Raw genomic sequence first — 25,737 nt, 5'->3', positions numbered from 1 at the left:
CACGCTGCGAACGGCATACGCACGGATCGCATCAGTCCTTGCCCGCTCCCTGCAATGCGAACGCCATGCGTTTAGCCGCGGCATCATAGCGGCAAACGACTTTCGCGCCCTCCTTCACGTCGCCCTTGAGCATCGCCTTCGCCAGTTCGTTTTCCACCGCCTGCTGGATCTGCCGCTTCAGTTCACGCGCACCGTATTCCGGTCGATACCCCTCTGCGGAGAGATGCTCGGTCACGCTTTCGTCGAACGTCAATTCGATATCCTGACTGCGCGCCATGCGCCGGACCTGCTCGAGCTGCAGCCGCACGATCGCGCGCAGCTCGTCGTTGCTGAGCGGCTGGAACACGATGATTTCGTCGATGCGATTCAGGAACTCGGGCCGGAAATGCTGACGCAGTTCTCCCATCACCGCGCCTTGCATCGATCCTTCGGCGCTCGAAAGGAAGCCCGGCCCCGAGCGCTTCTGGCCCGAGACCACGTCGGAAGCGAGATTGCTCGTCGCGATCACGACCGTGTTGCTGAAGTCCACCACGCGTCCCTTGCCGTCGGTGAGGCGGCCGTCGTCGAACACCTGCAGCAGTACGTTGTAGACATCGGAGTGAGCCTTTTCGATTTCGTCGAGCAGGATCACGCAATAAGGGCGGCGGCGCACCTTCTCGGTCAACTGTCCGCCTTCGTCGTAGCCGACATAACCCGGCGGCGACCCGATCAGCCGCGACACCGCATGGCGCTCCATATACTCGCTCATGTCGATGCGCACGATGGCGTCCTCGTCGCCGAACACCACTTCGGCCAGCGCCTTCGCCAGCTCGGTCTTGCCGACCCCGGTCGGCCCGAGAAACAGGAACACGGCCGTGGGCCGCCGACCGCGCCGCAGCCCGGCGCGCGAGCGCCGCACCGCGTCGCTCACCGCGACGATCGCCTGCTCCTGGCCGATCACACGCTCGTGCAGGCGCTTTTCCATTTCCAGCAGACGCGTGCGCTCCTCGGCCGTGAGCTGCGTGACCGGCACACCGGTGAGCTTCGAGACGATCTCCGCCACGTCCTCGGTCGTCACATCCGAGGTCACGGTGCCGAGTTCCCCTTTCCAGTCATTGGTGGCCTGTGCGAGCGCCTTTTCCTTCCCGGCGATCGGCTCGTCCAGCGCGTGGGCGCGCTCGAAGTTCTTGCGCGTCGCCGCGTAGTCCTGCTCGCGGCGAAGCTGCGCCAGTTCCGCTTCGAGTTCGAGGATCGCCGCGGGCCGCGAGGTGGCCGACAGATGCACGCGCGCGGCCGCCTGGTCGATCAGGTCGATCGCCTTGTCCGGCAGGAAGCGCCCCATTACATAGCGGTCCGACAGCTCGGCCGCCGAGACGAGCGCGTCGTCGCGGATGGTGACATGGTGATGCACCTCGAGCTTGTCGCGCAGGCCGCGCAGGATGTTGATCGTCTGATCCACGCTGGGCTCGGACACGAACACGGGCTGAAAGCGCCGTTCGAGCGCCGCGTCCTTCTCGATGTACTTCTGGTACTCCGAGAGCGTCGTCGCGCCGATCAGGTTCAATTCGCCGCGCGCCATGGCCGGCTTGAAGACGTTGGCGATATCGAGGCCGCCTTCGCCGCCGCCCTGACCCGCACCGACGATCATGTGCACCTCATCGATGAAGAGCACGAGGCTCTCGCGCTGCGCGGCGATTTCCTCCATCACGCCCTTCACGCGCTCTTCGAATTCGCCGCGATATTTCGCGCCCGCGATGAGCCCGTTGACGTTCAGCTCGACGAGCCGCCGGCCGCGCAGCGATTCGGGCACGTCGCCGTTGAGCATGCGCTGCGCGAGGCCCTCGGCAATGGCCGTCTTGCCCACGCCCGGCTCGCCGATCAGCACCGGGTTGTTCTTGCGCCGGCGCGCGAGCACTTCCACCACGGTCTCGATCTCGCTCGAGCGGCCGATCACGGGGTCGAGCTTGCCCTCGCTCGCAAGCGCGCTGAGGTCGCGGCTGTACTGGTCGAGTTGCGGCGTCGCGCTCGGACCTTTCGCAGCGGGCCGCTCGCGTTTGTCGCCCTGGGCTTCCACGAGCCGCTGCAGCACGTTCTGGGGCGTGACGCCGTAGCGCGACAGCAGATAGCCCGCGAAGCTTTCCGGCACCTGTGTGAGCCCGAAGAGCAGATGCTCGGGCGCCACGTAGCTGTGTCCCAGTTCGCGCGAGACGAGAAAGGCGCGGTCGAGTGCGCCCTTCAGGCGCGGCGAGACGCCGATGCGGCCGTCTTCGGGCACGCCCACGCCTTCGCGCTTTTGCGCATTGGCGTCGATGAATGCGCGCACGTCGTCTGGCTGGATGCCGAGGCGCTTGAGAATTGCCGCGCCCGCGTCGTTGCCCGCGAGTTCGTAGAGCAGATGCTCCGTGTCGACCTCGCGGCGCCCGAACTGCACGGCCCGCTCGGCAGCCCGCTGCAGCAATTCGCGCGCCACGTCGCTCAAATAGCGCTCGACGCTGGCGCCGTCGCCGGCTTCCACGGCCTGGGGCGCAAGCTCGGGCGACGTTCCACCCGCGCCGTCCGTCTGCTGTGAACCGCGGAACAGCGCCTCCAGTGGACTCAAGGTACGTTGATGCCGCGTGAGTTGCGCGTAGTGATAGTCGCAAACGTCGAGAAAACGCCGCCTGCCGTCCTGCAACACGGCGACCCGCACCGTCGCGGGGCGCACGCCGCAGATATCGCAGTTGAACTGAGCCATTTCGTCTCCTGGAAACGGTGCGCGACGCGCGGACGTGCGCGGACCGAGGACCAGGGCCGCACGAAGGGTGCCCGCAGGAGCGCCGCCTGAATGCTCTAACGAATGCCGCACTGAAGTTCAGACGTCATCGTAACGTCGAATCGAACGGCGCGTCGTCAAGGAGACGAACGGCTTGCGGGTCGCGCTATCTTGTTCGATCAGGCGTCTTGATGGCTGCCGCCTCGCCGGCGCCGCGTGCGCCAGCGGCCGTATCGCCTATCCACGCGGTCAGCAAAGTGGACGAAACGGCGAGAATCACCGGTCCGATGAAGAGCCCGACGATGCCGAACGCGAACAACCCGCCGAGCACGCCGGTGAGAATCAGCAGCATCGACAGGTTGACGCCGCGCCGGATCAGAACGGGACGCACGAGGTTGTCGAGCATCGCGACCATCACGGCCCACACCGCGAGCAGGATGGCCGCGAGATGTGCATCGTGCATGAACAGCCAGATCACGCCGCCGAGCAGCGGCAGCGTCGGGCCGATCTGCGCGAGACAGAGCATGAGCATCAAGGCGGTGAGCACGGCCGCTCCCGGCACTCCCGCCACCCACAGGCCGATGCCCCCGAGCGCCGACTGCAGGATCGCCGTCACGACGATGCCAAGGGCCACCGCGCGAATCGAAGCGCCCGCGAGCTTGACGGCCTGCTCGCCATAAGCCGGTGCGACGCGAATGGCGAACCGCGTGACATACGCGGCGGCACTCTCGCCCTTGCTATACAGAATGCCCGTGATGATGATGGTGATGAACATGTGCACGACGAACACGCCGACCGAGGCGGCATGCGCAATCAGCCAGTGCGCCGCAATCGAGGCGTAGGGTTCGAGCTGCGCGAGCAGACCGCTCGGACCGGCGTCGGAGAACTCCTGCCATTTGTCGACGATACGCGTGCCGACCACGGGAATGTCGTGGACCCAGGCCGGCGGCGACGTCAGCGCGTATTCAGGCAGCTTGCGGATCAGGTCCATGATCTCGCCGCCGTGCAAGGCCAGCGTCGAGATGGCTTCGTAGAGCGGCAGGACGATCACGACGAGCAGGATCAACAGCATCACGAGCGTGGCGAGCCAGCGGCGGTTGCCGCAACGCCGCTCGATGGCCGTCATCGCGGGCCAGGTCGCGACGACGATGGTCGTGGCCCAGATGAGCCCCGGCAGAAACGGGCGCATGACATAGATGCTGCCGATCGTCAGCGCGCAGAGTATGGCGACGATGAACAGGATGCGGGCAAGGTCCGGCATGGCTTGCGGCTTCACGTACTTCTCCTCACAGCAGGGCGCGCCTCATGGCGCCGACGCGCTAGTCTATCCCGGATATGGCGCCCGAACGCACTCTGGAATAATGGCGTTGTCCCCGACCTTGCAACGAAAAAGAGCCAGTCATGTCAGCCACCGAAACGAAACTGCCCTGCGTGCTCCTCACTAATGATGACGGTATCGAGGCACCCGGCCTCGCCGTGCTCGAAGCCGTAGCCGCCGAACTCGCCGATGAAGTCTGGGTCGTCGCACCGGAACACGACCAGAGCGGCACCTCGCACTCGATCAGCCTGCATTCGCCGCTGCGCGTGAGCCGGCGCGGCGATCGACGCTTCGGCGTGGTCGGCACGCCGGGGGATTGCGTGGTGATGGCGGTGCGTCAGCTCATGGGCGATGTGCGCCCTTCGCTCGTGCTCTCGGGGATCAACCGCGGCGGCAACCTCGGCGTGGAGACGATGTTCTCGGGCACGGTGGGCGCGGCCATGACGGGGCTCCTGCTCGGCCTGCCATCCATCGCGTTGAGCCAGACCTTTCGCGACCGCGAGCGCGTGCGCTGGGACACCGCCCGCGCGCTCGCGCCCGATGTGATACGCCGCCTCGCTGCCGTCGCGCACGATGCGCCCGTCTGCCTCAATGTGAACTTTCCCGATATCGACGCGAGCGCCGCCGGGCCGCTCACGGTCACGCGCCAGGGGGTCGGGCTCGTGCAGGGCATCGACGTCGTGCCGCAAATCGACCCGCGCGGCATGGATTACTACTGGCTGCGCTTCAATCGCGGTCCGCGCGAAAACGGGCCCGACACCGAAACGGCCGTGGTGAACGCCGGGCGCGTTTCGGTTACGCCACTGCAATTCGAACGCACCGACGAGAAGACTTTTGCGACGTTGCAGGCGGCGCTCGGCGGGACCGCCTGATCATTGCCCTGGCGTCATTCGCGCGTGGGGGCCGCCATCGACTTTTCGATCGCCATGCGAATATCGTCAGGAATGCCGATCGACTTGTGAGTGTCGAGCGAGGTCGTCACGATCGTCTGGCGCGCCGCCATGCGCAGCACGCCGTCCACGCCCGTGCAGGCCCACGCGAGCGTGAGCGAGGCCCCGCCGAGCCGTACGACGTCGAGCGAGAGCCAGACCTCGTCGCCCATCTTGCTGACCGCCTTGAAATCCACTTCGAGCCGCACGGTCGGCATGCCCACGCGGCGTGCGCCGATCACACCGTGGTAGCCCTCTTGCGGCAGCATCTCGTCGAACCACGATTCGACGAGATCGTTGAACAGCACGAAGTACTGCGGGTAGAACACGATGCCTGCGGGATCGCATTCCGAGAAGTGAATCTTGTGCTTGCGGCGGTACGTGGGCGTCGCCATGCGAGGGTCTCCCTTCATTGCTGATCTCGCTCGCTTCAGATGACGAGCCGCGACACCTTCACGCCTTCCAGCGACACCCCGGCCATCAGGCCCGCGTTGGTCAGCACGAATGCTTCCACGGGGCTCGTGGCGGTCGAGGTATCGACTTTCCCGTTCGCGCCCACGGTGACGAGCGCAACGGTGGCGTCCGCGCCCGCCGACCACCCCTGGCTGTTCGTGAACGCATCGAGCGCGACCGGATTCATGAACGCGAAGATGATCGCCTTGGACTGCGCGCCGATCTGCAGGCCAAACGAGGCCGCCACCGTGCTGTAGTAGCCCGTGGTGCGGCCGCCCACGCGCAGCGCGCCGGTGCCGTACTGCCCGCCGATCCAGAAGCCCGCCGCCAATACCTGCGGAAAGACGAGCACGCCGCTCGACTTCGAGATCAGTTCCTGCGACCCGCTCACGGTGTCGTAGAGGCGCGCGAGCGTGGCGTCGACGCCCGCGTCGATCGAGTTGCGCTTCGCCGCGTTTTGCGAGGCGCTGTTCTGCGAGCCGAGCGGGGTCGTCGTGCAGCCGGCAAGCGCGAGACCGCCGGCGGCAAGGGCGGCACTGGAACTGAGGAGGAATTGACGTCGGCGCATTAGGGGATTCCTGTGCAAATGTGGCATCGATTGCCTGCGTCGGCCCGATGGTGCTCGACCGGACGGGCCGCGCGCGAGGCGCTACAGGATAGCGGGCATGGCCTGCTGCGCCGGCCACGGCCGCTCATCCTTGGGGGTATAGGACCAGGCATCGTACATCGAGTTCGGCCGGCGATGCGGGGATAAGCGTTGCATGGTCGCGCCCGCAGCCATGCCGCGCCTGCCCATGGAGGCGCGGCTCGCTCGCGCCGAAGCCGCGCTGCCTTCCGGCGCGCGAGCGCTACCGCCGCGGCTGCGCGCCTGAAAACCGTCTCATGCCGCCCGGCATCGTGCTTGCGCTCATTGGCACGAAGATGGTGGCGGTCCGGTTCTTCGACCGTCTGCCGTTCGGCCGCGCGTAGAGGCGACCGCGGTAACCAGCGGACACAATTGCGTCTGAACCTGTCTGCGCCAAACAGTTTCAAACGTATATCTCCGGAGATCATCGTGTTGCGGCTAATTTCAGCATTGGGGACGGCCGCAGTTCTCGCAGGCTGCGCCGCTCCCTACCCGGGCTATCCCGGCTATTACGACTATGGGTACGGCTACCCCTACTATTCCGGCTATCCATACGATTCCGGCTATCCGTACGCCTACGGTTACGACCCCTACCCCGGATATGTCGGCGGGGGGTATGGCGGTATCGCCATCTGGGGGGGTGGCGGCGGCTATCACCACGGCTGGCATGGCGACGGCCATGGCGGCTGGCACGGGGGCCACGGCGGCTGGCATGGCGGCGGCAGCACGTGGCAAGGCGGCGGTGGCGGCATGGGCCACGGCGGCGGCGGACACGGCCACTAGCGCGCCGTGCCGTGAGTCCCGCGCTGCGTAGTCCCGAGCGACCCGCAAGGCCGGCGGCGTCTTGCTTACAAGCGCCCGTTCACCGGAATAAGCGCTCCCGTAATCGCCTGGGCGTCCGCGCCCAGCAGGAGAGCGATCACAGCGGCGATCTCGCGCGGTTGCACCCAGCGCGTGAAATCGGCGTCCGGCATGTCGGCGCGGTTTTGCGGCGTGTCGATGATGCCCGGCAGAATCGCATTCACGGTGATGCCCTTGTCCTTCACTTCCTCAGCGAGCGCTTCCGTCAAGCGCGCCACGCCCGCCTTCGAAGCCGAATAGGCCCCCGTGCCGAGCGTCGCCTTCAGACCCGCGCCCGCGCCGATGTTGACGATGCGGCCCGCACCGCGCTTCACCAGATAAGGCAGCGCGGCCTTCGAGGCATTGAGCGCCGTCTTCACGTTCAAATCGAACATCAGGTCCCAGGTGCGCGCGTCGCCTTCGCCGATGGTCTCCCAGCGAAACGCGCCAGCCACGTTGACGAGCGCATCGAGGCCGCCGAGGCGCTCGTCCAGCGTGGCGCAGGCGGCCTGCGCGGCCTGCGCATCGACAAGATCGACGCCAGCGAGGCAAAGCGCGCCAGCGAGCGAGGCAGGCAGCGACGCCGCATCGGGCGCGGCGCCTCGGCCGATGAGCGCCACGCGGGCGCCGCGTTCGGCCAGCAGTTGGGCCGTTGCCATGCCGAGAATGCCGAAGCCGCCCGTCACCGCGACCATCCTGCCATTCAAACCGGTTTCCATGATGTTCCTTCAGTGACGTTCTTTCAGTGACGTTCTTTCAGTGACGTTCTTTCAGTGACGTTCTTTCAATGAGTCTCGCGTGATCCAGACGAGCGCCGCTATGGCCACGTTACGCGAGGCGCGCGCTTCGATCAACCTCGCGTGCGCACCGTAGCGAGCGCGCGCTGCTTGCGCAGGTTCTCGGTGGTTTCGCCGCCGCCGTCCGCACGCCAGCCCGGCGGCAGGAACACGTAGCGCACGGCGGTCCAGATGTCCTTCGCCGTGAAGACGTCGCGCGCGAGCGTCGCCCAGTGCTCGAATTCGACGACGAACGGATTGCGCGAGCGCACGGGCGTGACGAGACCATAACGGCACGGCTCGTCGGCGCGCTCTTTTACATACGTGCCGAACAGGCGGTCGAAGACGATCAGGACTCCGCCATAATTCGCATCGAGGTAGTCGACGTTGGACGCATGATGCACGCGATGATTCGACGGTGTATTGAACACATGTTCGAGCCAGCCAAGCCTCGGAATCCACGTGTTGTGCAGCCAGAACTGATAGAGCAGGTTGAACGAAAGGATAGCGAGCACGACTTCAGGGCGCACGCCGAGCCACACGAGCGGCGCGAAGAACATGACCGGCCCGGCGAGCTTGCCGGTCCAGCCGAGGCGGTACGCCGACGAAAGCGTCAACTGGTTGGGTGAATGATGAACGGCGTGCGTGGCCCAGAAGAAGCGGATGCGGTGCGAGGCGCGGTGATACCAGTAATAGCAGAACTCCTGCCCCAGGAAGACGAGCAGCACGAGCGCAACGCTGTCGAAATTCAGCGTGAAGAGCCGGTGTTCCCACGCGAAATCGAAGACAGGCGTGGCGAGCGAGAGCGGCAGGAGTGCGAAGAGCTTGCGACCCGTGAGGTCGGCGAGCGAGAGCCAAACTTCAGACCAATCGAAGGCCGCGTCGTGTTCGCGGCGCTTGCCGAAGGTGAGCAAGCACGCCTCGATCAGCGAGACGATGACGACGAACAGCGTGACATAGAGCGCGATTTTTCCGGTGGTGAGCATGATGGATGGTGTGCGGTGAGCGCGCAGGGCGCGGTGAACGAAGACGCGTATTGCACGGAAGCGAGCCGGCGGCGCGTCGGATGAGAGGCACTGTAGTGGCGCACCGCGCGAAAAACCACGCGCAAAGTATGTCGCGATATGTCATGCGGCACGGCCCGCGCAGTGCAGCCACCTGCCCGCAGCGCCGTGCAGGTGCGGCGGGCGAGGCCAGCGTCTCGCGCCGTGTAACACCGCGACATCCTTTATGAGGCGACGGGAGCAGAAGGCCGCCCTATAGTTCGTCCCGCTGACACGCCACGGCGTGCCCGGAAACGAACCTCAAGGACCTCTGATGAAAACGCTCCCCCTCGTCGTCGCCGCGCTCATCGGCTTTGCCAGCGCCCCCGCGTTTGCGGGCTGGTCCGGCCACGGCACGGCCTACACGCCGCACGGCACCTACAGCGGCGCGCATTACGGCTCCTGCAGCGGCGGCACCTGCTCGCATGCGGGCGGCGCGATTGGCCCCTGGGGCGGCGTCGCGACCAACAGCGGCTCGGTCACGCGCACCGCGCCGGGCCAGTTCAGCAACAGCGGCACCGCCTATGGCCCGAACGGCCGCTCGGTCCAGCACTCGGGCGATACGAGCTGCGCGAACGGGACCTGCTCGCACACCGGCTCGCTCGACGGCTCGGATGGCCGCAGCGCGAGCACCTCGGGCAGCGTGACGCGCAGCGCGCCCGGCCAGCACTCGTCGACGGGCACGGTCACGACGGGTAACGGCAACACTTACGGGCACTCGGCGTCCACCGCCTGCGCGGGCAGCACGTGCTATCGATCGGGCACCGTCACCGGCACACAGGGCGGCAGCGTCTACCACTCGGGCAGCGCCACGGGCGTCGGAACCGGCGTGGTGACGACGGGCGGCGGCACGACCGTCGTCCACGGCGGCACCGTTTCCACCGGCGGCACGACCGTGGTCGCTGGGGGTACGGTTTCGACAGCCGGCACGGTCACGGCAACGGGCGCGACGGTCGCCGTCGTGGGTGTCCCGGCGCCCGCGCCGGTGATCGTCACGCCGCCGCCGGGCACCGTGTACGTCGCCCCGCCGCCGCCCGCGCCGAAGACGGTGGTCGTCGCACCGGCCCCGGCACCAGCACCGCAGACGGTTTATATCGCGCCTTCCGCGCCGAAGACCGTGTATGTCGCGCCGCCCGCGCCGAAGGTGATCTACGTGGCTCCGCCGGCGCCCAAGGTCGTCTATGTGGGGCAACCGCTGCCGCGCGCCGTGTACATCGCGCCACGTCCCGCCGTGTGGGTTCCGGGGCACTGGGTTGGCCGCGTCTGGGTGCCCGCCCACTGGGCGTGAACCACTGGGCGTGCCCCACTGGGCGTGCCCCCTCTGAGGCGGCTTCGCCTTCGCTCCCGCAGACGCCGCCCTTCCTCCTTCGTTTCGCACCCGCTTTAATCAACCGGCCGGCAAGCTGTGTCGGCCGTCTCACGGAGAACATCATGAAGAAGATGATCGCATCGCTCGTTTTGTGTATCGTTTCAGCAGCCGTTTCGCTGCCGGCGTCGGCCGAGGCCTGGCCGGCCAACGCCGGTGCCACGAGCGGAGCGACAAACGGGCCGGCAAACGGGGCCGCAAGCGGACCCACAAGCGGCGCCGCGAACGGCAGCGCGCGCGTCGAGCGCATGATGGCGCAAGTGCAGAGCCGCTTCGCCGCCGCGAACACCACGCATGACGGCAAGCTCACGCGCGAGCAGGCGCAGGCGGGCATGCCGATGGTCGCGCAGCACTTCGAGGAAATCGACGCGCAGCAGGCCGGTTTCGTCACCCTCGCACAGATCGAGGACTTCATGCGAGCGCGCGCAGCAGCCCGATGAACGCCGGAGGCGTCCCATGGAGCAGGCAGGCAGGATCATCGTGCTCGACGACGAAGCCGAGCTGCGCAACATGCTGCAGCGCTTCCTCACGAGCCAGGGCTTCGAGGTGCGCGCCGTGGCCGACGGCAAGCGCCTCGACCGCCTGCTCCAGCGCGAACCGTACGACCTGCTCGTGCTCGATCTCATGATGGAGCCCGAAGACGGCCTCACGGTGTGCCGCCGCCTGCGCGCCGAAGGCCAGACGCTGCCGATCCTCATGCTCACCGCCAAGGGCGACGCCGCCGACAAGGTGATCGGCCTCGAAACCGGCGCCGACGACTACCTCGCCAAGCCGTTCCTGCCCGACGAGCTGGTCGCGCGCATCCGTGCGCTGCTGCGCCGCCAGAAGATGGCCGCGGGCGAACCGACCGTCACGTCGCAGATGCTGCGCTTCGGCGACTTCACGTTCGACGTCGGCAAACAGACGCTCTACCGCGACGGCGCACCGGTCGAGGTTCATTCGGCGCAGATGCTGCTGCTTCATGCGCTCGGCTCGTCGCCCAATCGCGCGGTGAGCCGCGAAAACCTGCTGGCCCGCGCGCGCGGGCGCGACCACAATGCGCTCGACCGCAGCGTCGACGTGCAGATCCTGCGCCTGCGCCAGATCGTCGAGGACGATCCGGCCAAACCGCGCTTCATCAAGACGGTCTGGGGCATCGGCTACATGCTGGTGGCCGGCGTCGAACCGTAATGCGGCTCGGGATTCCGCGCTCGCTCCTCTCGCGCAACATTGCGCTGCTGGTGGCGCTCGTCGCGTTCTCGCAAATTTGCTCGATCAGCGTGCTGCTGCATTTCGTGCAGCGCCCGCGCATCGAGCGCGCGTCGATCATCTTCGCGGACTACGTGAAGCTGCTCGATATGACGCTCGCGTCCATGCCGCCCGCCGAGGCCCGTACTGCGACCGCGCGCCTGAACGCGCGGGCGGCAGCGCCACCGGACACGCCTGCCGATACCCACCCGAGCCTCGGCGACTTTTTTCGCACGTGGCAGCGCGACGTCTTCGTCGAAGCGCTGCAACGCCATCTGCCGCCCGACCTGCTGGTGCGCTGGGAGGAGAGCCGCGACGGCAAGACGCTCGCAACCGACGACGAAGCCGCGCAGGAGCGCCTGTGGATCCGCCTTCACGCGGCGGGCGAGCCCATATGGATCGCACTCCCGATGACCGCCGACGTGCGCGCGAGCGGCATCACCCCCGCGTTGGCCCTCTCCGCTGCGCTCGCTCTGCTAGCGGCGCTCGCCGGCTACCTGTTGCAACGCCACATCAACGAGCCGCTGCGCAAGCTCGCGCGCGCGGCGCGGCGCGTGAGCGCGGGCGAAAAGCCCGCGCCGCTGCCCACCGACGGCCCGACCGAAATCGCCCAGGTGAGCCGCGCTTTCAACCAGATGACTGAAGCGCTGCAGCAGGCCGAGGCCACGCGCGCATTGATGCTGGCTGGCGTTTCGCACGATATCCGCACGCCGCTCACGAAACTGCGCCTCGCGATTGCGATGGCGCTGCCGCGCGGCAGCAACGATGCGCTCGTGGCCTCATCAGAGAGCTACCTCGACCAGATAGATACAATCCTCCAGCAGTTCATGGATTACGCAGGCAGCGGCGAGCGCGAAGCGCCGCAGCCCGGCGACCTCAACGCGCTCGCCGGCCAACTCGTTGCCGATTTCGCCGGACTCGGACACGAATTCGACTTCGACGAGGGCGAATTGCCGGTGTTCGAATTCCGGCCCGTCGCCGTTATGCGCCTCTTGATGAATCTCATGCAGAACGCTGTGAATTACGGCCGCACAGGTCTGACGATTCGCACCCGGCGAGACGGCGACGCTGCCTGCATCGTCGTTGCCGACCGGGGCAACGGCATCCGCGCCGAAGCGCTGGAGCGTCTGAAATCGCCCTTCAGCCGCGGCGCGAACGCCCGCACGCACTCGGGCGGCTCGGGGCTCGGGCTCGCCATCGTCGAGCGAATCGCGCGACTGCACGGCGGCTCGCTGAACTTCCGCGACCGCGAAGGGGGTGGCCTCGAAGCTGTCGTGCGCCTGCCGCTGAACCGGCCCGCCGCCGGCCCGAAAGACGCGCAGCCTGCCGAGCGCACGTGACATGATTCGACATAATTTGCGCGTGGATTTCACATGCCCTTCCCCCCCATACTTGCGCCTGAGCCTGAGCAACGGAACGTAGCAAACCGGAGCCCAGACGCCGAAGCACCACGGTCGATAGTTCGCCATCCTTACTGATTTGCGAGTATCGGCAGACACGAGACACGCTTTCAGTTAAAGGACATCGACATGCAAACGCTCATCCAGTTCCTCGTCAACAAGGTCAAGCGCATCGCGGGCACCGCGTTTCTCGCGGGCGCGCTTTTCGCGAGCGGCTGCGCATCGGCTGCGCCGGTCGTGCAGACGAACGGACCGTTCCCCCAACTGCACGCCGACGTCATCTATGTCTACGCGTTCGACGCCAGCGCCGGCCAGGTGCAGCTCGACAACACCGGCATGATGCACAGGCTCAAGGCGATGGAGAGCGGCGAGTCCTCGGCGCAGCAGCAACAGCAGGCGGCGGAACAAACGCGCGAGCATCTCGCCGATCAACTCGTGAGCGAACTCCAGAAAATCGGCCTGCCCGCCGTGCGCATGGATGGTCCCGCGCCCGCCGGCCGCAGCGCCCTGATCGTGGAAGGCCGCATCGACTCGATGGACGCGGGCAGCCGCCGCCGCCGCATGCTGATCGGCCTCGGCGCGGGCAAGAGCGAAGTAGGCGCGACGATCGCCGTGCTGTACCAGCCGGCCAACGGCGCCGCGCCCCAGCCGCTCCTGAGCTTCGAAACGAAGGCGGACAGCGGCCATATGCCCGGCATGGCGGAAACCGCCGGCGTGGGCGCGGCTGCGGGTCATGTCGCGACGGCGGCCGTGGTTGGCGGCGGTCTCCACGGCGCCTCCGAAGCGAAGCGGGACACGCTCTCCTCGGACGCCGGCAAACTGGCCCGCTCGATCGCGAAGGAAGTCGCGCAGGTCAGCAAGGAAAATGGCTGGATGGAAACGGCGACGAAGAGCTAAAACGGAGCAACGCGCAGCACGGCGCGCAGCGGCGGCGGATCGATACCGTCGCCGCATTTTTATTCGAGCGGCAACGAGCCGACAACCCGGCGAGATGGACAAAGCGCAAACGAGACTTCAGCCGAGGCCCATGCGCGTCTCGTCGACGAACTTCTCCGTCGCGTCGTCGATCTTGCGGCCCCTGCGGCCAGTGGGACCATGAATATAGACGGTTTTCATATCGGTCTGCTGCGCGCCGTTCATGCCGGGCGGCGGCGTCATCTCGTAGCGGACGTCGCGCGCGTGGTCGGCCATCTGCAGGCGCGGATCGAACACCGAGTTGAAGCGCCACAGCATGCGCACGAAATTGGTCTGGCCGCGCAAGAGCAAGTGCGCGGCTTGGCCCGCCGCGCCACGCAGCGCGGTCCAGCCCAGATGCTTGCGGTTGAGCACCTGCTGCGTGCGCACGAGTTCCGCGTAGAACTCGGGCAGCGGGAGCCGGGTCGGCACCACGGCGTGCTGGATGTCGTAAAGGCGATAGTCGAGGCTCGTGAGCCGGCGGCCCTCGCGCTGCCAGCTCTCCGTGCCGGGATACGGCGTGTTCACGCTGATATTGACGATTTCCGGGATCGCCAGGCACCACTGGCGTATCGTTTCGAAGCGCCCACGGTCCCAGTCCGGATCGGCGATCAGGTTGATCGCCACCGTGATCCCCAGCGAACGCGCGAATTCGAGCGCCTCGAAATTGCGGTCGAGGCTGATGCGCTTGCGAAACGCCTTGAGCCCTGCCTCGTCGATCGCCTCGAGGCCGAGGAACATGTACCTGAGACCGATGGACGCCCACAGGCGGAATACGTCCTTGTTGCGCAGAAGTACGTCGCCGCGCGTTTCCAGGTAGTAGCGCTTCGCGATGCCGCGCCGCTTGATCGCTTCGCCTATCGCCATGCCATGCTCGGCGTGCACGAACGCGACATCGTCGACGATGAACACGCCCGGCTCGCGCAGCGCCGCCAGTTCCTCCACGACGACTTCGGGCCTGCGCGTGCGATAGCTGCGCCCGTAAAACGTCCAGGCGCTGCAAAACGTGCAGTCCCACGGGCAGCCCCGCGCGAATTCGATGGAGGCGCAAGGATCGAGCGTGCCGATGAAATACTTGCGCCGATGCCGCAGCAGATCGCGCGCGGGCCGCACGGGATCGAGGTTCTCGACGAAACGCGGCGGCGGCCCGGAGCCCTCGCTCGTCACGACGCCGGGCACCGCGAGCAGACCTTCGCCGCGCGCCGCCGCGTCGAGCAGCGCAGTCACGGAAGCCTCGCCTTCGCCGCGCAGCACGCAGTCGATCGCGCCTTCGGCATGGCGCAACAGATCGTGCGCGGTGAACGACACGCTGTGGCCGCCCACGAATACGAAGCACGAAGGCAGCGCGGCCTTCACGGCCTTCGAAAGGTCGATGATCTCGGGAATGTTGGCCAGATAATTGCCGGAAAAGCAGAGTGCATCGGGCTGCCAGCCACGCACCGTGCGCATGAGGTCGCGGTGCGTCTGAACCTGCAAATCGAGGAGCCGCACGTCGTGACCCGCGTCGCGCGCCGTGCCTGCCACGGCTTCGAGACCCAGCGGTTCGAGCCTCAGGAATACGCGCGTGTACATCAGTCCGCTCGGGTGGACAGCAAGCAATTTCATGAAGCCTCCTTGCCAACGGCCGCTGCTCCGCGGGCATCTGCGGACGTTCGCGCTCCGGTGCCGCGCGTGCGCGCTCGCCGCAGCGGCGCGTGCAAGCCTCAGAAGCTGCCGAACAGCGAACCCAGCACGATCACCACGGCGAGCGCGATGATCGCGCTGACGATGCTCACGACCACGAGGTCGCCGTAGCTCTCGCGGTGTGTCGAGCCGCACACGGCCAGCAGCGTGACCACGGCGCCGTTGTGCGGCAGGCTGTCCAGCGTGCCTGCCGACATGACGGCCACGCGGTGCAGCAAGGCGGGATCGATCCCGTGCTGGGCAGCGAGCTGCATATAGGTGCCGCCGAGCGCGTCGAGGGCGATGGTCAGGCCACCGGATGCCGACCCCGTCAGCCCGGAGAGCAGGTTCGTGGCCACGGCGAGCGAAACGAGCGGGCCGCCGCCGATGCCGAGCACCCAGTCGCGCACGGCCTCGAACGCGGGCAATGCCGCGATCACCGCACCGTAGCCCACGAGGCTGCCCACGCTGAGCACCGGCAGCACCGATGCGTTGGCCCCCGCATCTACACTGTCGCGCAGCGTGCCGAGCCGCCTGCGGTTCAACGCCACCAGCACGACGATGCCCAGCGCGAGCGCAACCGACACGCCCCATACGCCCGCCACGGCCGAGAGCGTGGTCGCCCCCCAGCGCGGTTCGGCGAGATACGAAGCGTCGATGCGCGGGAACACCACGACGTTCATTACGAAGTTCATCGCCACCACGACGACGAGCGGCGCAAGCGCGACGAACGGCGCTGGCGGTCCGGCGTGGTCCGATACGGCCGCGCCGGTGCCGATCTCGGCAGGGTCGAAGGCCTGCGCGAGGCTCGCGCGCTCGCGCACGAGCGAGGACTTGCCGCGCGCTTCGTCGTCGGCGCCGCCGTGGTCCGGCTCGACGAAGCCCTCGCCATTGCGTCGCGCCGCCGCCGCCGCGCGCCCGAGCCACCACAGGCCGAAGCCCGCCATCACGAGACTCGCGATGACGCCGAGGCCGGGCGCCGCGAACGGCGTCGTGCCGAAGAACGGCATCGGAATCGCGTTTTGCAGCGCCGGCGTGCCTGGCAGCGCCGACATCGTGAACGTGGACGTGCCGAGCATGATCGCGGCAGGCATCAGGCGGCGCGGGATATCGGCGGAGCGAAAGAGAGCCTGCGCCATCGGCGCGAGCACGAAGAACGCCACGAAGAGACTCACGCCGCCATAGGTGACGAGCGCGCCGCCCAGCACCACGGCCACGATCGCGTGGCGTGTGCCCAGCTTGTCGATCATGAGGCGCGCGACGGCATCGACCGAGCCGCTGTCTTCCATCAGCTTGCCGAACAGCGAGCCGAGCAGGAAGATCGGGAAGAACTGCGCGAGAAAGCGGCCCGTGCTCGACATGAACGTCTGTGTCCAGTGCGCGAGCACCGGCTCGCCCGAAACGAGCGCGGCCACCATCGCGCACAGCGGCGCGAGCAGCAGCACGCTCCAGCCGCGAAACGCAAGCCAGATGAGGAGCGCGAGGCTCGCGAGCATGCCCCCGAGTCCGATGACCAACGCGCCGGCGCTCATTGGAGCACCCCGTCGAGCAGCGCTTCGAAATCGAACGTCGACGTCTTGCCGAGCTGCGCGCCGTGCTGCGCAAGGAAGTCGTCGGCGGCACGGCGGCCCTCGTCGCGTAGCATCGAGATGAACGACCACTCCGCGTTGAGCTTCGACGAGGCGCCGAGCGTGGCGAGCTTCTCGCTATGCACGCGATGCAGGCGCATGTTGGCCCAGCGGCGGCCTTCCTCGCTGCCCGCGTCTGCGACCTTGTGCAGCAGGGCCATCATGCGCAACTCCTTGATGAGCGGCGAATTGAACGCGATCTCATTCATGCGGTTGATGATGTCGCGCGCGGAGCGCGGCGTGCCCGCGCGCTCCACTGGATTGACCTGCACGAGGATGCCGTCGACCGCAGCGGTCTCGCGGATGAGCGGTGTAATGGTGGGGTTGCCCGTGTAGCCGCCGTCCCAGTAGGCCTCGCCGTCGATTTCGACGGCCTGGAAGAGCGTGGGCAGGCACGCCGAGGCGAGCAGCGCGTCGGGCGTCAGGTCGGCGTTGCGGAACACGCGCGCCTGGCCGTTGCTGACGCGCGTGGCCGTGACGAAGAGCTTGATGCGGGAGTTGCGCAGCGCGTCGAAGTCGATGATCTCGGCGAGGATCGCGCGCAGCGGGTTCACCCTCCCCGGGTTCAGGTCGTAAGGGGACACCACGCGCGCCATCATGTCGAGTGCGACGAACATCGGCGAATGATCGAGCGTCCAGCGGCCGAGCAGCACGTCGATGGGGCCGCGCCGGAACGGGCTGAAGCGCGCGGCGTCGGCGACGCGGCGCCAGAAGCGCTCGAGTGCGTCGCGCGCGCCCGCCGCGCCGTCGCGCGCATGGCCGCTCGCGAGCACGGCCGCATTCATCGCGCCGGCCGACGTGCCCGAGATGCCCTCGATCTGCAGCCAGGGCTCATCGAGCAGGCGATCGAGCACGCCCCATGTGTACGCGCCGTGCGAGCCGCCGCCTTGCAGCGCGAGATCGACGAGCAAGGGTTCGGTGCGGGTTGACGGCTCGGCTTCGGCAGGCATCGCGGCTCCGTTCGGGATTGACCACTGGCGAGAGTACAGGAAAAGCGCAAATGGCCTCCCGAACATGACGCAGCGCGCCATCGATACGCGATCGGCAGCGAGTCGGCGAAGCCGGGCAGGCTGCGTCCCGTTCGCCGGGCGGCATCACGGACGATGCCCGCCTATCGGAAGGCAACCCCTTTGGTAGACTGGTTGTCCCGCTCATTTCCTCCGCCTGTCGTGCCGACTACCCGAGCGCTGCGCCCTCTCCCAGAACTGCTCGCGGAAATCCGCGCGTGCCGCGCCTGCGCGCACGCGCTCCCGCTCGGCCCGCGTCCGGTACTCCAGGCGAGCGCGACGGCGCGTCTCTTGATCGTGGGCCAGGCGCCCGGCGCGAAGGTTCATGCATCGGGCATTCCTTGGGACGATGCAAGCGGCGAGCGCCTGCGCGCTTGGCTCGGCGTCGATAGCAAGACGTTCTACGACGCCGCCCAGGTCGCGCTCGTGCCGATGGGCTTTTGCTACCCCGGCCGCGGCAGCGGCGGAGACAACCCGCCTCGCCCGGAATGCGCGCCGCTCTGGCACGAAGAGCTCGTCGGACAGCTGGGGCACGTAAGCCTCACGCTGCTGGTCGGCCAGTACGCGCAGCGTTACTTTCTGGGCGACCGGCGCAAGACGTCCCTCACCGAAACCGTCGCGGCATGGCGCGAGTACGCGCCTGACTTCGTGCCGCTGCCGCACCCCTCGCCGCGCAACCAGGCCTGGTTCAAACGCCACCCGTGGTTCGGGCACGAGGTGGTGCCGGCCTTGCAGGAACGCGTGGGCGCGCTCTTTGCGCCAACGAAATCCGCGGCGCGGGATGAGCAATCCGCGCAATCCGCAATGAAGGACTCGACGATGACGAAACACGCAATCGATATCCAGCGTGTCTACGAACCCCTGCCCGATGACGGGCACCACTGCTTTCTGGTGGACCGCCTCTGGCCGCGCGGCCTGAGCAAAGAAAGGCTCGCGAACGTGGAATGGCTCAAGGAAGTGGCGCCGAGCACGGAATTGCGCCAATGGTTCCACAAAGACCCTGAGCAGTGGACCGAATTCAAGAAGCGCTATCTGGCCGAACTGAACGCCAGCCCGGACGCCTGGCAGCCGCTCGTCCAGGCGGCCGCCGAGGGGCACATCACCCTGCTCTATGGCTCGCACGACACGGAGCGCAATCACGCGATCGTGTTGCGCGATTATCTGGAGAAAAAGTCACGCGGCAAGTAAGGTAACGACGCGCGGCACGCCATTCGGCGCGCCGGGGTCGCGATTTTGCAGACGCGGCAGAGCGCGCATCGGCGGGGCGAATTGGCGTCGTTGACAGCGTATTCATAGTTGCTCTCCATCATTTGATGGAGGCGAATCGTAAGTCGAGCCAATATAGTTCACGTGGGGTAGCAATAGCGACTTCCCGTCCTTCGGCAATCGGGAGCCCTCTCCGATGCCCGAAAATAGATTGACATAGGCAACACGAAAAGCATGCCTTGCTTCGAGTGCCAGGCCTTTCCCGCCGCCCGCGAATCAGCTTAATAATATAAAAAACACTGATTTTATCGTTTAAATCAGTTCCTCATTGGTTCGTTATCCTGTATTTGCGTTTTGCAGAGCAGCGCCTCCGATTCATGGCATCGACAACGTTATTCATCGTCGCTTGTAGTCCTATACAATTGGAGGCTTACATGAAACCCCTTGCTTCTTTGATTACGCGGCGGTGCATACTCCCTTGCAAACCTCGTCAAGACAAAGGTCTGTGACATTGTTGCACCGGCTGGCAATCCGTTGCAGTCGCCGTTCTACTTGATCTTCAAGAACTCCGACCCAGCCACACTTGGCTACGGCGGGAACGAGTAGCCGAAAGGCGGGCTGGGCGGGCTCGATTGCGGGCTTCGTGGCGCGAAGCCCGGAAACCTCGCTGCATCAAAGGACCAGCACTGTGCCGTAGCGAACCATGCGCCGCAATACACGGATGTAACGAGCGTAGCGCAACGCACTCCACATCGCTCGATGCGCGAGACCTGGCCTCGCCTCATGCAAGAGGCCCCGGTTCAAGCACTGCGCTCGTCGCCCTCATGCGTGAGACGCCGCAGCAGTTCGCGGCCGCGGTTGGTGAGGCGCAATGTGGAGTCGCCGCCCGCTTCGTCCATTTCGACGAGCCGGTAGCGGTGAAGCGCCAGAAAGTCGGAATCGAGCGTCTGTATGGGCGTGTTCGCGTCGCGGATCAGCAGTAACGTCGCCAGTTCATGGTGGCTGAGCATCGGATTTCTCCAGTCCTGCATTTAGCAGTCTTGCCCAGCATAGCGAGTCAATCGGACAGTTTCGCTACAGTTGTGTTGCACCGTGTTACGCGCCGAACATCGATGACGCGTTGCCCGCCGCGACACGAAAGCACCTGAGCATGAGGAAAATGAAAACGGCGCGCAGCTGCATGAGACACCGTTGCGCACCGCCGGCCGAGATCGCTGCGGCCTTAGTTGATTTCGAGGCGCTTACGGGCCCCAGCCGCCCGCTTCGGCAGCGTAAGGGTTAGCACGCCGTCCTTGTATTGGGCGCTCGCCTTTTCATCGTCGATTTCCGCAGCGAGCGTGAATGCGCGGCTCACACTGCCCGAATACCGTTCACGGCGCACGACGCGCTCGCCTTCCTTCAACTCGCCGCCCCGCTCGACTTTTGCCGCAATCGAAACCAGATTTCCCTCGATCTTGACGTCGATATCCTTCTTCTCTACGCCGGGCATTTCGGCCTTTACGGTGTAGCCGGCCTCGTCTTCCGTCACGTCGACGCGAACGCTTGCCGCCTGTGTTTCCACGCCCGCCGCGCGCAACGGACGGAATAGTCCCTGAAACAGATCGGGCACACCGTCCAGCGAAAACGGATCACAGCGAGAGATATTGCTCATTGATGCCTCCATGGACCGAACGGTTTCCTTACCCGCGCAACGATATGCACTGCAACGGACTCCTCAATTTCCACACGGTCGGCGCCGGTGCGCAATGCCCCGCTGCGGACGCCGATGGAAAATCGGCGGCAACGAAACGCGCCGCTCTCGCCGCGCGGCCGATGCCGCTCATGGTTCCAACATGCAGGCACCTGGTCCGTTTACAAGCCCCCTTCTCGATGCAGCCAAAAAAATTCTTGACCGCGCGGCACGTCATTGCATGTGCATGCCGCCGTTGATCGCGATGTCGGCGCCGGTGATGAACGCCGCGTCGTCCGAGCAGAGGAACGCCACGAGCGCCGCGACCTCGGCCGGCTGGCCGAGGCGGCCCACCGGAATCTGCGGCAGGATGCGGGAATCCAGCACGTCCTTCGGCACGGCTTCCACCATCTGCGTGGCGAGGTAGCCCGGCGACACCGTATTGACGGTCACGCCCTTCCTGGCCACTTCCAGTGCGAGCGCCTTCGTGAAACCATGCATGCCCGCCTTCGCCGCGGCGTAGTTGGTCTGCCCGAACGCGCCGCGCGAGCCGTTGACCGAGCCGATATTGATGATGCGCCCGAAGCCTCGCTCGATCATGCCGGGCAAGAACGGCTTCGTCACATTGAAGAGCGCGTCGAGGTCGGTGCGCAGCACCCTGTCCCAATCGGTTTTTGACATCTTCACGAAACTGCGGTCGCACGTGATGCCGGCGTTGTTGATGAGCACATCGACCTGCCCGAGATCGCCGAGCGCTTGCTGCGCCGCACGCTCGCACGCCTCGCAGTCGGCGACGTTCATTTCATGGCAGCCGAAGTCGCGGCCCGCCGCGCGCTCCGCGGCAAGCCAGGCATCCGCTCGGGGGCTCGCGGCCGAGCACGAGACGGCGACGGTCATGCCCGCGTCATGCAGGCGCCGGCTGATCGCTTCGCCGAGGCCGCCCATGCCGCCCGTCACGAAGGCAACGCGCTTAGTGGCCATGCTGACCTCCCCCTGCGTTCGCACCCTGGGCACGGCCGGCGCCCGAGGAACTCGCCGGATAAGCGGCGCCGTTCGTCGCGCTGTTCATTGCACGTTCGAAAGCGGCCATCCACTCGCGCATCGGCAGCGCGCCCGGTGCGTTGGCTGCCCCTGCTTGCGCACCCGCGCAGGCCTGCTGCCACTGCTGCGTGACGTCGCGGGCCGTGTCGGACCACATGCTCGCGCCTTGCATCGCCGCCGCGGCGCCTTCCTGCCAGAGGGACGTGCACGCGCCGACATACTCGCGCCACACCGATTGCGTGGCGATCGCGAAATCGGTCCAGTCGCGCGCGGTGCGCAGCGCCTCGATGGCGCCCTGCAGCGCTTCGCGATCGCGCTCGACGCGGCGCTGCTCCAGCTTCAGAACCCGCTCGCGCCATTCCTGTTGGCCAACGAGCCATTGCAGCGCAGCATTGGCACTGGTGCGGTAGGTATCAAATGCGGCGCCAAGCGGCGCACCGGATGAGAATGGGGAAGCAGCTGGCATGTCAATCTCCTCCATAAGTAGTTTGCGCCCGGCTCACGGCCCAATGCATTTGCCGCGGTCGGGGACCGCGGCGGAACTGCGGCGAGCGAAAGGAAAGCGCTTCACGCGCGACGATGGTGGACGAAATGCTTCGGAGTGCCGCGTGTTCACAAGATAGCCGGCCCAAGCCAACATCATAGGCACGAAGATGGGTTCGCGCGTGGCGATTGGTCAATTCGCCGCGTGATCGCGTCACATTGCGGGATGGCTGATGCGCAGCGATTCAAACGACGTTTCTCGCAGTTATTCGCGACCGATCGCCAGGCCGCCGAAAGCATGCAGCGAGAACGCAAAAGATAACGGGAGTCCGGGCGGACAAAAGTTCCGCAAATGCTTACCGGCCGATCGCGCCCTCTCCGCTCACGGGGAGGTGGGTCGGCCGGGTGATCGGCCAGTGAAGCCGGGCGCCCGATTCAGGCCGCCGACACCTCTTCGTCGCGCACCAGCATGACCGGCCGGTCCGCCATGCGCAGGAACGATTCGGCCACGCTCCCCAGCAACAGTCGCTTCACGCCCGAAAGGCCGCGCGTGCCCATCACGACGAGATCCGCGCCGTCCTCCGCAGCGATGCGCGCGATCACCACGGCGATCTCCTCGCCGCTGGCGTCCGCCGCGCGCGTGGTGCCCGCCACCTGGGCCTGCGCGAAGACCATCCTGGCTTCTTCGAGCGCCGCCGTCGCGGCATCGTTTTCGGCCGAGCTGCGCACCTGCTCCTCCGCGAAACCGGCGCTCACGTCCGCGAGCCGCGCCGGATGCCGCACCACGCAAAGCGCCTGGACCGTGCCGCCGGTCGCCTTCGCGATCTTCACGGCCTCGTCCAGTGCGCGCCGGCCGCTACGGCTGCCATCTACCGCTACCAGAATCTGCTTGTACATCGTGGACCTCCCGGGCGTCGCCCATGATGCGCGGCATGGCCGCGCGCGGACTTCGTGAGCGTCCCGCGCGACGGTCGGCCGGCCGTTGCAAGGCGCGCCGGCTCTCGGAGCGCGCGCCATCTAAAAATCTTTGTAGCGCATTTGGGTGCGGATGCGCGCACGGGTCGGTGCGACGCGTTGTCGCCATTCCGTCACCGAGCGTCACCTTCGCCATCCCATTGAATCGACCGCGCCATGGATCCCGGCGGCGGCACGCTCATCGCATCGTGAGCACCGCCGCACCCGTCAGCCGCCCCTCGCGCAAATCGGCCAGCGCCTCGTTGGCGCGCACGAGCGGATACGGCGTGGTTTCGATTTCGAGCTTGTGGCGCGCGGCGATCGCCATGAAGGTCGTGCCGTCCTCGCGCGTGAGGTTCGCCACCGAAACGATGCGCCGCTCCTCCCACAACCACGCGTAGGGAAACGAGGGAATGTCGCTCATGTGGATACCGCCGCACACGACCGTGCCGCCCTTCGTCACGGCGCGCAGCGCGGCGGGCACGAGCGCGCCGACCGGCGCGAACAGCAGCGCCGCGTCCAGCGCCTCGGGCGCGCGTTCGTCGCTGCCGCCCGCCCATGCCGCGCCAAGGCGCCGGGCAAATTGCTGCGCCGCCGTATCGCCGGGACGCGTGAACGCGTAGACCGTGCGCCCCTGTTGACGCGCGACCTGCGCGACGATATGCGCCGCCGCGCCGAAACCGTAAATGCCGATGCGTTGCGCGTCACCCGCCATCGCGAGCGACCGATAGCCGATGAGCCCCGCGCACAGGAGCGGCGCGGCTTCGACGTCGCTGTACTGGCGCGGCAGATGAAAGCAGTAGCGGGCGTCGGCGACGGTGCGCGTGGCGTAGCCGCCGTCGATGGTGTAGCCGGTGAAGCCGGGTGCGTCGCAGAGGTTCTCGCGCCCGTCGGCGCAGAAGCGGCAATGGCCGCAGGTGTGACCGAGCCATGGCACGCCCACGCGGTCGCCGGTCGCGAAACCGGTCACGCCCGCCCCGAGCGCCGCGACCGTGCCGACGATCTCGTGACCGGGAATGACGGGCTTTTTCGGGTGCTCAAGATCGCCGTCCACGACGTGCAGGTCGGTGCGGCACACGCCGCACGCGCGGACGTCGAGCAGCAGTTCGCCCTCGCCCGGCGCCGGGTCGGGTAACTCCGCTTCACGCAGCCGCGGATTCCCGCCGTCGAACACCATTGCCCGCATCGCCATCCTCCTCGCCTGGGTGCGGCCCTCGCGCCGCATCGACCCTCATGAAACCATGTTAGGCGGTCGGGCGGCTCATCGCGTGCCGCGTGCCCGATTCGCAACCGCAGCTGGCGCATGCACGTCTCGTCAAGCGGCGGCGAATCGTCTCGGGTCTGCCCGGCCGCGCTCGGGTCAGGTCAGGTGAAATCACGCCGACACTGGCTTGGAGCGCCCGAAGACGCGCGCGAACGCCGCGACGAACGCATCGAGCCGCTTCGAGTCGAGACAGTCGATGCCTGCCGCACTCACCCGGCCGTTGCCGCCGGGGAATGCGCGGCAGAGCTCGTCCGCGCCGCGCGGCTGGGCGAGCGGCGCACGCACGCTCACCGCATAGTTGCCGTCCGGGTTCACGCTCAGCACCGCGTGCGCGCGCGAAGGCTCCTCGTTTGCGAGGACGTTGGCGAACACGCCGCGTACGCGCCGCGCCCACGGCTCATCGGGCAGCACGCACACACTGCCGTACTGCAGCGCGATGAGCGGCGCAATGGCCTGGGCCAGTTCGAGGTCGTCGCGACGACAACGGGCAAGTTGCCCCACGATGGGCTCTGCGGCGATGAAATCGAACGGGCTCGCGTACGGCTTCAGCGCAGCGTACAGATCGAGCGGCGCGATCACGAGGTCTTCGACACAGTCGCCGTAGGCGTTGTAGTTGATCGACTCGCCAAGTTCGCGCAGCTGCCCGGCCTGCGCGGCGTCGAGCCCGGCCTGCTGCACCAGGGCGCGCGCGGTGTCCGGGAGGTTGTCGCCCCACGCGGCGGCGATCGCCCACGCCCGGTAGCGGCCCGCGAGGTGCCGGTCGACGAGCACGCTCGTGCAGACCTGCGCCGTGGTGTCGATATGCGCCACGAGATTCGTGCATATGGGCAGGTCACCCGCATGATGATGGTCGAAATATTCGACCTCGATACCCTTGGCAAGCAGCGCCGTGAGCGCCGCGCGGTTTACGTCGAAGGAAATGTCGAGCACCGTGAGCGAGTCGCCCGGCCGGGCGGGCACGCGCCCGACCAGCGCGATGTCGCGCTTCGCGCCGGTGATGAGCGTCGCCTCTCGCGGCCTTGCGAGGCGCAGCTGATGCAGTGCGCAGATGCCGTCCGCGTCGCCGTTGAATACGTCGAAATGCGCCATGTCTTTCGAGCTTCCCCTTTGGTTGAACTTGACAGTATCGCGCAGCCTCGCCGGATCGCACAAAACGTGCAA

General features: G+C 66.8%; 24 protein-coding genes and 1 pseudogene. 9 read left to right on the top strand and 16 right to left on the bottom strand.

Features of this window, described 5'->3' with window-relative positions; all coding sequences use genetic code 11:
• Window positions 1–31: 31 nt before the first annotated feature.
• A complete protein-coding gene (locus VSR34_RS05605) occupies window positions 32–2,713 on the bottom strand; it encodes an ATP-dependent Clp protease ATP-binding subunit (protein ID WP_342962054.1) in 2,682 nt (893 codons plus the stop codon).
• A 184-nt stretch (window positions 2,714–2,897) separates the two neighbouring features.
• Complete coding sequence (gene ydiK, locus VSR34_RS05600; protein WP_342962117.1) at window positions 2,898–3,992, bottom strand: AI-2E family transporter YdiK; 1,095 nt, start codon at window positions 3,990–3,992, stop codon at window positions 2,898–2,900.
• Between the two features lie 140 nt (window positions 3,993–4,132).
• On the opposite strand from ydiK, the gene surE reads away from it, so the two are divergent.
• Entirely contained in the window at window positions 4,133–4,921 is a 789-nt protein-coding gene (gene surE / locus VSR34_RS05595) for a 5'/3'-nucleotidase SurE (RefSeq protein ID WP_028210221.1), read from the top strand.
• Between the two features lie 14 nt (window positions 4,922–4,935).
• On the opposite strand, the gene VSR34_RS05590 is transcribed toward surE, so the two are convergent.
• On the bottom strand, window positions 4,936–5,373 hold the full coding sequence (locus VSR34_RS05590) for a thioesterase family protein (protein WP_154671165.1): 438 nt from the start codon (window positions 5,371–5,373) through the stop codon (window positions 4,936–4,938).
• 35 nt (window positions 5,374–5,408) lie between these two features.
• The gene (locus tag VSR34_RS05585) at window positions 5,409–5,999 is read right to left on the bottom strand and encodes a YSC84-related protein (protein WP_028210223.1); all 591 of its coding nucleotides are present in this window, start codon (window positions 5,997–5,999) and stop codon (window positions 5,409–5,411) included.
• Window positions 6,000–6,485: 486 nt separating this feature from the next.
• Here VSR34_RS05585 and VSR34_RS05580 point away from each other — a divergent pair, with 486 nt between their 5' ends.
• A complete protein-coding gene (locus VSR34_RS05580; RefSeq protein ID WP_342962053.1) occupies window positions 6,486–6,839 on the top strand; it encodes a hypothetical protein in 354 nt (117 codons plus the stop codon).
• A 65-nt stretch (window positions 6,840–6,904) separates the two neighbouring features.
• Here VSR34_RS05580 and VSR34_RS05575 read toward each other — a convergent pair whose 3' ends face one another.
• Window positions 6,905–7,615, bottom strand: a complete 711-nt coding sequence (locus tag VSR34_RS05575; RefSeq protein WP_342962052.1) for an SDR family NAD(P)-dependent oxidoreductase — start codon at window positions 7,613–7,615, stop codon at window positions 6,905–6,907.
• A 131-nt stretch (window positions 7,616–7,746) separates the two neighbouring features.
• The gene (locus tag VSR34_RS05570) at window positions 7,747–8,658 is read right to left on the bottom strand and encodes a sterol desaturase family protein (RefSeq protein ID WP_342962051.1); all 912 of its coding nucleotides are present in this window, start codon (window positions 8,656–8,658) and stop codon (window positions 7,747–7,749) included.
• Window positions 8,659–8,989: 331 nt separating this feature from the next.
• Here VSR34_RS05570 and VSR34_RS05565 point away from each other — a divergent pair, with 331 nt between their 5' ends.
• From VSR34_RS05565 to VSR34_RS05545, 5 genes are all read left to right on the top strand, one after another.
• The gene (locus tag VSR34_RS05565; RefSeq protein ID WP_342962050.1) at window positions 8,990–10,003 is read left to right on the top strand and encodes a hypothetical protein; all 1,014 of its coding nucleotides are present in this window, start codon (window positions 8,990–8,992) and stop codon (window positions 10,001–10,003) included.
• 143 nt (window positions 10,004–10,146) lie between these two features.
• Window positions 10,147–10,521 carry an EF-hand domain-containing protein gene (locus VSR34_RS05560; protein WP_342962049.1) on the top strand — a complete coding sequence of 125 codons (375 nt, stop codon included), beginning with the start codon at window positions 10,147–10,149 and terminating at the stop codon, window positions 10,519–10,521.
• Between the two features lie 16 nt (window positions 10,522–10,537).
• Window positions 10,538–11,251, top strand: a complete 714-nt coding sequence (locus VSR34_RS05555; protein ID WP_342962048.1) for a response regulator — start codon at window positions 10,538–10,540, stop codon at window positions 11,249–11,251.
• Complete coding sequence (locus VSR34_RS05550) at window positions 11,251–12,648, top strand: ATP-binding protein (RefSeq protein ID WP_342962047.1); 1,398 nt, start codon at window positions 11,251–11,253, stop codon at window positions 12,646–12,648. Before VSR34_RS05555 ends, VSR34_RS05550 begins: the two co-directional genes overlap by 1 nt.
• Before the next feature lie 189 nt (window positions 12,649–12,837).
• Window positions 12,838–13,605: a DUF4410 domain-containing protein gene (locus VSR34_RS05545; protein ID WP_342962046.1), complete on the top strand. Its 768-nt coding sequence runs from the start codon at window positions 12,838–12,840 to the stop codon at window positions 13,603–13,605.
• 117 nt (window positions 13,606–13,722) lie between these two features.
• Here VSR34_RS05545 and hpnR read toward each other — a convergent pair whose 3' ends face one another.
• From hpnR to VSR34_RS05530, 3 genes are all read right to left on the bottom strand, one after another.
• Window positions 13,723–15,267, bottom strand: a complete 1,545-nt coding sequence (hpnR, locus tag VSR34_RS05540) for a hopanoid C-3 methylase HpnR (RefSeq protein ID WP_028210231.1) — start codon at window positions 15,265–15,267, stop codon at window positions 13,723–13,725.
• Window positions 15,268–15,365: 98 nt separating this feature from the next.
• Complete coding sequence (locus VSR34_RS05535) at window positions 15,366–16,856, bottom strand: GntP family permease (RefSeq protein WP_028210232.1); 1,491 nt, start codon at window positions 16,854–16,856, stop codon at window positions 15,366–15,368.
• Window positions 16,853–17,902 carry a patatin-like phospholipase family protein gene (locus VSR34_RS05530; protein ID WP_028210233.1) on the bottom strand — a complete coding sequence of 350 codons (1,050 nt, stop codon included), beginning with the start codon at window positions 17,900–17,902 and terminating at the stop codon, window positions 16,853–16,855. The genes VSR34_RS05535 and VSR34_RS05530 overlap by 4 nt, the downstream gene beginning before the upstream one ends.
• A gap of 237 nt (window positions 17,903–18,139) precedes the next feature.
• Between VSR34_RS05530 and VSR34_RS05525 the strand changes: the two are divergent.
• Together VSR34_RS05525 and VSR34_RS05520 are read left to right on the top strand one after the other, a co-directional pair.
• Window positions 18,140–18,703, top strand: a pseudogene (locus VSR34_RS05525) (uracil-DNA glycosylase family protein); the annotation flags it as partial.
• A gap of 60 nt (window positions 18,704–18,763) precedes the next feature.
• On the top strand, window positions 18,764–19,147 hold the full coding sequence (locus VSR34_RS05520) for a DUF488 family protein (RefSeq protein ID WP_342962116.1): 384 nt from the start codon (window positions 18,764–18,766) through the stop codon (window positions 19,145–19,147).
• 818 nt (window positions 19,148–19,965) lie between these two features.
• Here VSR34_RS05520 and VSR34_RS05515 read toward each other — a convergent pair.
• From VSR34_RS05515 to VSR34_RS05485, 7 genes are all read right to left on the bottom strand, one after another.
• Window positions 19,966–20,175, bottom strand: coding sequence for a hypothetical protein (locus VSR34_RS05515; protein ID WP_028210234.1), 210 nt, complete (start codon window positions 20,173–20,175; stop codon window positions 19,966–19,968).
• A 212-nt stretch (window positions 20,176–20,387) separates the two neighbouring features.
• A complete protein-coding gene (locus tag VSR34_RS05510) occupies window positions 20,388–20,816 on the bottom strand; it encodes an Hsp20/alpha crystallin family protein (RefSeq protein ID WP_342962045.1) in 429 nt (142 codons plus the stop codon).
• A 252-nt stretch (window positions 20,817–21,068) separates the two neighbouring features.
• A complete protein-coding gene (gene phbB / locus VSR34_RS05505) occupies window positions 21,069–21,815 on the bottom strand; it encodes an acetoacetyl-CoA reductase (RefSeq protein WP_028210236.1) in 747 nt (248 codons plus the stop codon).
• A complete protein-coding gene (locus VSR34_RS05500) occupies window positions 21,805–22,341 on the bottom strand; it encodes a hypothetical protein (RefSeq protein WP_028230443.1) in 537 nt (178 codons plus the stop codon). The genes phbB and VSR34_RS05500 overlap by 11 nt, the downstream gene beginning before the upstream one ends.
• A 452-nt stretch (window positions 22,342–22,793) precedes the next feature.
• Complete coding sequence (locus VSR34_RS05495) at window positions 22,794–23,255, bottom strand: universal stress protein (protein WP_028210238.1); 462 nt, start codon at window positions 23,253–23,255, stop codon at window positions 22,794–22,796.
• Window positions 23,256–23,511: 256 nt separating this feature from the next.
• A complete protein-coding gene (locus VSR34_RS05490) occupies window positions 23,512–24,498 on the bottom strand; it encodes a zinc-dependent alcohol dehydrogenase family protein (protein ID WP_028210239.1) in 987 nt (328 codons plus the stop codon).
• 189 nt (window positions 24,499–24,687) lie between these two features.
• On the bottom strand, window positions 24,688–25,665 hold the full coding sequence (locus tag VSR34_RS05485; RefSeq protein WP_028210240.1) for a hypothetical protein: 978 nt from the start codon (window positions 25,663–25,665) through the stop codon (window positions 24,688–24,690).
• Between the last annotated feature and the right edge of the window lie 72 nt (window positions 25,666–25,737).

The organism is Paraburkholderia sp. JHI2823 (genome assembly GCF_038900695.1).
Lineage (GTDB): Bacteria > Pseudomonadota > Gammaproteobacteria > Burkholderiales > Burkholderiaceae > Paraburkholderia > Paraburkholderia mimosarum.
This window is presented reverse-complemented; position numbering and strand designations above follow the sequence as displayed.